An 8122-nucleotide genomic window follows, 5' to 3' on the forward strand; every position below is an offset into this window, starting at 1 on the left:
AAGGTAGGTAACAACGACTCATAAAGGACTACGTCTTCCATGCTGACCTCCTACAAACCCCTTGCGCTGGCGATTCACTTGATCGTTGCGTCGGCGGCTGGCGTGGCATACGCCGCCACTGTCCAGGCACAAACTGCAGCCGTACAGAGCTACGACATACCCGCAGGCCCGCTGAGCAACGCACTGAACCGCTTCGCGCAACAAGCCGGCGTGGCGATCATTTTTCAGTCGAGCAACCTGGAAGGCCTGTCGACTCCGGGCCTGCAGGGTGCCTACAACGAACATGACGGATTCGAAGCCTTGTTGCGGGGCAGCGGCTATACCATGGTCAAAGGCGCCAACGGCTACAGGCTCGACGCCCTGCCCGCGGCAGGCGGCGCACTGGAGTTGGGCGCCACCCAGGTCAGCGCCAACCAGCTCGGGACTATCACCGAAGGCACCGGTTCCTACACCCCCGGCTCCATCGCGACAGCAACACGCATGGTGCTGACGCCAAGGGAAACCCCCCAGTCCATTTCCGTGGTGACCCGCCAGGCCATGGACGATTTCGGCATGAACTCCATCGATGACGTGATGCGCCACACTCCCGGCATCACCGTGGCCACCTATGACAGTGATCGCACCAGCTATTACTCCCGTGGTTTTGCGATCAAGAACTTCCAGTACGACGGCATCCCCATCTTGCAGGACCCGCAGTACTCGGCCGGGCACACCCTGACTGACACCGCCATCTATGACCGGGTCGAAATCCTGAAAGGCGCAACCGGCCTGCTCACCGGCGCTGGCGGACCGGGCGGTACCATCAATATGGTGCGCAAAAAACCGACCCGCGAATTCAAGGCCCATATCGATGTGGGCGCAGGCTCCTGGGAAAACTACCGCTCCGAAATCGATGTCAGCGGGCCATTAACCGAGAGCGGCAATGTGCGTGGCCGGGCCGTGGCGGCTTACCAGGACAAGCACTCATTCATGGATCACTACAAGCGTGACAGCGAGGTTTACTACGGCATTCTTGAAGTGGATCTGACCCCCGACACCCTGCTGACCCTGGGTGCCGATTATCAGGACAACAACCCCAAGGGTTCCAGCTGGTCAGGCAGCGCATCACTGTTCAATTCCAAAGGTGACCGGATCAGCACCCCGCGCTCATTCAACAATGGCGCCAAATGGAGCAGTTGGGAGCAATACACCCGCACGGTGTTCTCAACCCTGGAACACAACTTTGCCAACGGTTGGGTAGTCAAAGGCCAGTACAACCACCAGATCAACGGCTATAACGCCCCGCTGGGCGCCCTGCTTGACCCGGACGCCACTACCGGGCTGGCAAAAATGCTCGCCCGCAAATACACCGGCGAATACGTCAGCGATAGCGGTGACCTGTTTGCCACCGGTCCGTTCAGCCTGCTGGGGCGCGAACATGAACTGGTCGTCGGTGGCTCGGTGTCCAAATCGCACTGGACTGGCAAGGACTATACCAATGCCAATATGGTCAACAACGCCTACGACTACTACAACTGGAAAGGCAACAGCCTTGAGCCGGACTGGGGCAATGTCACTTCATACAACGATGAAACAACACGCCAGACCGGTACCTACGTGACCGGCCGCTTCAGCCTGACCGACGACCTTAAACTGATGCTGGGCACCCGGGTTGCCAATTACACCCTGACCGGCACCAGCCAGGCCAAGGACACGGGCAAAGTGCTGCCCTACGCAGCCCTGATCTACGACATCAATGACAATATTTCGGCCTATACCAGCTACACGGAGATTTTCCTGCCGCAGTCGTATTACCGCGATCGCGACAACAAGATGCTTGAGCCGGATGAAGGCACCAACTACGAGCTGGGGCTGAAAGGCGAGTTCTTTGATGGCCGCCTGAATTCAAGCCTGGCCTACTTTGAAGTGCATCAGGACAACCGTCCTGAAGCAGACATGGCCTACAACGGCAATCCGACCAACCCGGACATCGACTACGCCTACAAGGGTATCAAGGCCACGACCAAGGGCTACGAAGCAGAGATCTCCGGTGAACTGATGCCAGGCTGGCAATTGCAGGCGGGGTACACCCACAAGGTCAGCCGTGACCAGGGCGGCACAAAGGTCTCGACCTGGGAACCGGAAGACCAGATCAACCTGTACACCAGCTACAAGCTGACCGGCGATCTGGACAAACTGACCCTGGGCGGCGGCGTTCGCTGGCAGAGCACCGGCTGGCAGATGCTGACCAACTGGAACAAGGGCGGCACCGTGGAAAAATTCTCCCAGGACCCATACTGGCTGGTTGATCTGATGGCGCGCTATCAGATTTCGAAAAACCTGTCGGCCACGGTCAATCTGAACAACGCATTCGACAAGTCGTATTACACCAATATCGGTTTTTATAACTCGTCGTACTACGGTGACCCTCGCAATGTGATGGTGACCACGCGCTGGGATTTCTAAACCCCACACACCACAAAACACCCGCGCACAAAAAAGCCTGCACTAAGCAGGCTTTTTTGTTGATCACAAGCGTTCAAGGGGCCTGTGTTCAGAATATGGCGCAGCGGACGGGACTCGAACCCGCGACCCCCGGCGTGACAGGCCGGTATTCTAACCGACTGAACTACCGCTGCGCGTAACATTGAAAGCAAGTGGTGGGTGATGACGGGATCGAACCGCCGACCCTCTGCTTGTAAGGCAGATGCTCTCCCAGCTGAGCTAATCACCCATGTACTTCACTTTCGTTGCGGGGCGCATTCTCTCACACTATTTGTGTAAGTGGTTGTTTTATTTGAATTTTTTATCAATCAAAGAAAACATGCATACACAAAAAAGCCTGCACAAGGCAGGCTTTTTGTTGATCACAAGCGTTCAAGGGGCTTGTGTTCAGAATATGGCGCAGCGGACGGGACTCGAACCCGCGACCCCCGGCGTGACAGGCCGGTATTCTAACCGACTGAACTACCGCTGCGCGTAACATTGAAAGCAAGTGGTGGGTGATGACGGGATCGAACCGCCGACCCTCTGCTTGTAAGGCAGATGCTCTCCCAGCTGAGCTAATCACCCTTGTACTTCGCTTTCGTTGCGGGGCGCATTCTCTCACACTATTTGTGTAAGTGGTTGTTTTTATTTGGCTTTTTTCAAAGCCTTGTAAAAACATCCGTTTCCATCGCCCTGCATCTTTGATTTCGCAGCGAACTGCCAAACCGAAGCCTTTCGGGTAAACCTGCATTTATCAGGCTTATCCCAACCACAAGCGTTCAAGGGGCTTATGGCAACAAAAATGGCGCAGCGGACGGGACTCGAACCCGCGACCCCCGGCGTGACAGGCCGGTATTCTAACCGACTGAACTACCGCTGCGCGTAACACTGTGAGCGAATGGTGGGTGATGACGGGATCGAACCGCCGACCCTCTGCTTGTAAGGCAGATGCTCTCCCAGCTGAGCTAATCACCCTTTCACTCTCGGTGTGGCGCGCATTCTACGGAGCGACTTATAGTCTGGCAAGTACTTTTTAAAATAATTTTCCCAAGCACTACAAAGGCTTAGCGCAGGGTTGGCCTATTAAGGTTATCAAGCGAATAATGCGTCTTTGTATATAGGAGTGATTCACCCCATGTGGTTCAAAAACCTGCTTATCTATCGCCTGACCCAAGATCTGCCATTTGATGCACAGGTGCTGGAAACTGCACTGGCCACCAAACTGGCCCGCCCGTGTTCAAGCCAGGAAGTAGCCACCTACGGTTTCGTTGCCCCGTTCGGCAAAGGCGAAGACGCCCCGCTGGTTCACGTCAGCCAGGACTTCCTGCTGATTGCCGCCCGCAAAGAAGAGCGCATCCTGCCGAGCAGCGTGGTGCGTGATGCATTAAAGGAGAAGGTCGAAGAGATCGAGGCCGAGCAAATGCGCAAGGTCTACAAAAAGGAACGCGATCAGCTCAAGGATGAAATCATCCAGGCGTTTCTGCCCCGCGCCTTTATCCGCCGCTCCGCCACCTTTGCCGCCATCGCGCCAAAACAGGGCCTGATCCTGGTTAACGCCTCCAGCCCGAAACGCGCCGAGGATTTACTGTCCACCCTGCGTGAAGTGATCGGCTCGCTGCCGGTTCGCCCACTGGCAGTCAAGGTTGCACCAAGTGCGGTGATGACGGAATGGGTCAAGACCCAGAAAGCCGCCGACAACTTCTTTGTCCTCGACGAATGCGAGCTGCGCGACACCCATGAAGATGGCGGCATCATCCGCTGCAAACGCCAGGACCTGACCAGCGACGAAATCCAGCTGCACTTGAGCACTGGCAAAGTCGTAACCCAGCTGTCGCTGGCCTGGCAGGACAAACTGTCGTTCGTACTGGACGACAAACTGGTGGTCAAACGCCTGAAATTCGAAGACCTGCTGCAAGACCAGGCCGAACAGGACGGCGGTGATGACGATCTGGGCCAGCAGGACGCCAGCTTCACCCTGATGATGCTGACCTTCGGCGAGTTCTTGCCACAGCTGTTTGAAGCACTGGGCGGCGAAGAGATCCCACAGGGCATCTAAACACCCGCTGCAATCGTTTTTTTTGTGGGAGCGAGCCTGCTCGCGAAAGTAGCGCCACGGCGCTCACGAGATCTTCGCGAGCAGGCTCGCTCCCACAATCATATCCACCAGAACAACCACAATAAGGACCACCATGCGCGCACTTGCTGCCTTAAGCCGCTTTGTCGGTAATACCTTTGCTTACTGGGTTCTGATTTTTGCCGTGCTGGCGTTTCTTGAGCCAGCCTGGTTTGTTGGCCTTAAAGGCTACATCGTGCCGCTGCTTGGCGTGGTGATGTTCGGCATGGGCCTGACCCTCAAACTCGATGACTTCGCCGAAGTCGCCCGTCACCCCTGGCGTGTGGCGCTGGGTGTGGTTGCACATTTCGTGATCATGCCCGGCGTGGCGTGGTTGCTTTGCCAGGTGTTCCACCTGCCACCGGAAATCGCCGTTGGGGTGATCCTGGTCGGTTGCTGCCCAAGCGGCACCTCGTCCAATGTCATGACCTGGCTGGCCCGGGGCGATCTGGCGCTGTCGGTGGCGATTGCCGCCGTAACCACCCTCCTCGCCCCCTTGTTGACCCCGGCCCTGATCTGGCTGCTGGCGTCGGCCTGGCTGCCGGTTTCGTTTATGGAGCTGTTCTGGTCGATCCTGCAGGTTGTGTTGCTACCGATTGTGCTCGGCGTACTGGCCCAGCGCCTGCTTGGCGCACGGGTGCGCTTTGCCGTCGATGTGCTGCCGCTGGTGTCAGTGGTCAGCATCGTGATTATCGTCGCCGCCGTGGTGGCGGCCAGTCAGGCGCAAATCGCCAAGTCCGGCTTGCTGATTATGGCCGTGGTGATACTGCACAATAGTTTCGGCTATTTGCTCGGCTACTTTACCGGCCGTCTGTTCAAATTGCCCCTGGCCCAGCGTAAATCCCTGGCCCTGGAAGTCGGCATGCAGAACTCGGGGCTGGGCGCGGCTCTGGCCAGCGCCCACTTCTCGCCGTTGGCGGCCGTGCCCAGTGCGCTGTTCAGCGTTTGGCACAATATTTCGGGGGCGCTGCTGTCGACCTATTTCCGGCGCATGAGCGAAAAAGAAGATCGCCTGGCAGCAGCCAAGGCTGCTATTGAGTGAAAAATCGGGGTTGCCTGTGGGAATAATCATGTGCAATATACTGCGCACTGCGAGGACGACCTCGCGACTCATCGAGTGATTATTCCGGGGACGACCCCATCAGTTGATGGAGAAGACCATGTCCTGGATCATTCTGTTTTTCGCCGGCCTGTTTGAAGTTGGCTGGGCTGTAGGCCTTAAGTACACCGACGGTTTCAGCCGCCCGTTGCCGACGGCCCTGACTGTAGGCGCCATGATCATCAGCCTTGGCTTGCTGGGTCTGGCCATGAAAGAACTGCCGCTGGGCACTGCCTACGCAATCTGGACGGGCGTTGGCGCGGTGGGCACTGTGATTGCCGGGATCATCCTGTTTGGTGAATCCATGGCATTGTTCCGGCTGGCCAGTGTTGCACTGATCATTGCCGGCCTGGTGGGCCTTAAAGTCAGCACATAGCACGAAAAACTGTGGGAGCGGGCTTGCTCGCGATTGGGCCGACCTGGTATTCAAGTCCCCCTTCGCGAGCAGGCTCGCTCCCACAGTGTCTTTGATTTACTGCACAGCCCCGCGCAACGCCATCACCCGCTCACGCAACAGCTTTTGCGTAGCCTCATCAGCCGCTATCGGCGCACCGGCAACCAGCGTCACCCGCGACCACAAGCGATGGAAAAAGCCCTTGTGCGGATCGCGACTGAAAAAACTGCCCCACAGCCCCTGCAACGCCATCGGAATCACCGGCACCGGCGTGCGCTCCAGAATCCGCATCACCCCCGCCTTGAACTCGTCGATCTGTCCGTCCGTGGTGAGCTTGCCCTCAGGGAAGATGCACACCAGTTCGCCGTCAGCCAGATAGCGGGCAATCCTGTCGAATGCCTGATCATGGATTGCTTCATCTTCCCCCCGACCGGCAATGGGAATAGTCCCCGCAGTACGAAAGATAAAGTTCAGAACCGGCAAATTGTAAATTTTGTAATACATGACAAAGCGAATCGGACGACGCACTGCTCCGCCTATCAACAGCGCATCGACATACGACACATGGTTACACACCAGCAACGCCGCACCCTCATCCGGGATCAGCTCCAGGTGCTTGTGCTGCACGCGGTACATGGAATGGCCCAGCAGCCAGATCAAGAAGCGCATGCTGAATTCAGGCACGATTTTGAAGATGTAGGCGTTGACCGCAATATTCATCAACGACACCACCAGAAACAACTCGGGGATCGTCAGCCCGGCCACGCTGAGCAACAGGATGGTGACCAGTGCCGACACCACCATAAACAGCGCATTGAGGATATTGTTGGCCGCGATCACCCGCGCCCGCTCGCTCTCCGAGGTGCGCGACTGGATCAGCGCATACAACGGCACTATATAGAAGCCGCCAAACACGCCGAGCCCAAGAATATCCAGCAGCACCCACCAGGCCTGGCTGAAACCCAGCACGCCCAGCCAGTCGTTGGCGTGGATGTTTTGCGGCATCTGCCCCGAATGCCACCACAGCAACAGGCCAAATACGGTCAGGCCAAACGAACCAAAGGGCACCAGCCCAATTTCGACCTTGCGCCCCGACAGTTTCTCGCACAACAACGACCCCAGTGCGATACCCACTGAGAACACTGTAAGGATCAACGTCACAACGGTCTCGTCGCCAGACAGCCAGTCCTTGGCGTAGGCCGGGATCTGCGTCAGGTAGATCGCACCAACAAACCAGAACCACGAATTGCCCACCACGGAACGGGATACCGCAGGCGTCTGATTCAGACCCAGGCGCAGAGTGGCCCAGGATTCGCTGAAAATATTCCAGTTCAGCCGCAACTGCGGCGTATCTGCCGGCGCAGACGGAATGGCGCGACTGGCCAGGTACCCCAGCACTGCGATCGCGATAATCACCACCGAAACGATAACCGTGTAATTGCCGGAGGACAGCATGATCCCGGCGCCAATGGTGCCCGCCAGAATCGCCAGAAAAGTGCCCATTTCCACCAGGCCATTACCACCCACCAGCTCTTCAGGTCGCAGGGTCTGCGGCAGTATCGAGTACTTGACCGGGCCGAACAGCGCCGAATGGGTGCCCATCGCGAACAATGCGACCAGCATCAATGCCAGGTGGTCGAATGCAAAGCCAATGGCTGCAACCACCATGGTGGCGATTTCGCCCAGCTTAATCAGACGAATCAGACGGTCCTTGGCGTACTTTTCACCAAACTGACCGGCCAGGGCCGAGAACAGGAAAAAAGGCACGATAAACAGCAACGCGCACAGATTGACCCAGATACCCCGGTCACCTTCGATATTGAGCTTATAAAGGATGGCCAGAATCAGCGATTGCTTGAACAGGTTGTCATTGAGCGCGCCCAGGGCCTGGGTCACGAAAAAAGGCAGGAAGCGGCGCTTGCCTAGGCTCTGTACGTAAAGTATTGTCGCAAGCACCGCATAGCGCAGGCCAATGAGACCATCGCCGCAAAACTTGTTGCGAGCTTGTCGAAGCGCGTCACGATGCGACGGTTCTCCTTCAGCCAGCCAA

5 protein-coding genes, 6 tRNA genes and 1 pseudogene are annotated in these 8122 nt (G+C 57.3%); 4 read left to right on the forward strand and 8 right to left on the reverse strand.

The window, feature by feature from the left end:
* The first annotated feature begins 39 nt into the window (after positions 1–39).
* The gene (locus tag HBN79_RS21165; RefSeq protein ID WP_169917146.1) at positions 40–2445 is read left to right on the forward strand and encodes a TonB-dependent siderophore receptor; all 2406 of its coding nucleotides are present in this window, start codon (positions 40–42) and stop codon (positions 2443–2445) included.
* Positions 2446–2541: 96 nt separating this feature from the next.
* Here the strand turns inward: HBN79_RS21165 and HBN79_RS21170 are convergent.
* From HBN79_RS21170 to HBN79_RS21195, 6 genes are all read right to left on the reverse strand, one after another.
* Positions 2542–2618 (reverse strand) — tRNA-Asp (locus tag HBN79_RS21170).
* Positions 2619–2637: 19 nt separating this feature from the next.
* Positions 2638–2713, reverse strand: a tRNA-Val gene (locus HBN79_RS21175).
* Positions 2714–2879: 166 nt separating this feature from the next.
* A tRNA-Asp gene (locus HBN79_RS21180) sits at positions 2880–2956 on the reverse strand.
* Between the two features lie 19 nt (positions 2957–2975).
* Positions 2976–3051 (reverse strand) — tRNA-Val (locus HBN79_RS21185).
* Positions 3052–3269: 218 nt separating this feature from the next.
* Positions 3270–3346, reverse strand: a tRNA-Asp gene (locus HBN79_RS21190).
* 19 nt (positions 3347–3365) lie between these two features.
* A tRNA-Val gene (locus HBN79_RS21195) sits at positions 3366–3441 on the reverse strand.
* 160 nt (positions 3442–3601) lie between these two features.
* Between HBN79_RS21195 and rdgC the strand changes: the two genes are divergently transcribed.
* The 3 genes from rdgC (at position 3602) to sugE (ending at position 6054) form a co-directional block, all read left to right on the forward strand.
* Complete coding sequence (rdgC, locus tag HBN79_RS21200) at positions 3602–4522, forward strand: recombination-associated protein RdgC (protein WP_088379231.1); 921 nt, start codon at positions 3602–3604, stop codon at positions 4520–4522.
* A 133-nt stretch (positions 4523–4655) separates the two neighbouring features.
* A complete protein-coding gene (locus HBN79_RS21205) occupies positions 4656–5621 on the forward strand; it encodes a bile acid:sodium symporter family protein (RefSeq protein ID WP_095003104.1) in 966 nt (321 codons plus the stop codon).
* A 118-nt stretch (positions 5622–5739) separates the two neighbouring features.
* Complete coding sequence (sugE, locus tag HBN79_RS21210; RefSeq protein ID WP_095003103.1) at positions 5740–6054, forward strand: quaternary ammonium compound efflux SMR transporter SugE; 315 nt, start codon at positions 5740–5742, stop codon at positions 6052–6054.
* 96 nt (positions 6055–6150) lie between these two features.
* On the opposite strand, the gene HBN79_RS21215 is transcribed toward sugE, so the two are convergent.
* Together HBN79_RS21215 and HBN79_RS21220 are read right to left on the reverse strand one after the other, a co-directional pair.
* The gene (locus HBN79_RS21215; protein WP_169917147.1) at positions 6151–8016 is read right to left on the reverse strand and encodes an MFS transporter; all 1866 of its coding nucleotides are present in this window, start codon (positions 8014–8016) and stop codon (positions 6151–6153) included.
* A pseudogene (locus tag HBN79_RS21220) lies at positions 7995–8122 on the reverse strand (IS5/IS1182 family transposase); the annotation flags it as partial. The gene HBN79_RS21215 and the pseudogene HBN79_RS21220, both read right to left, overlap by 22 nt.

Origin of the sequence: Pseudomonas sp. WS 5051, assembly GCF_012985715.1 — a bacterium.
Lineage (GTDB): Bacteria > Pseudomonadota > Gammaproteobacteria > Pseudomonadales > Pseudomonadaceae > Aquipseudomonas > Aquipseudomonas bubulae.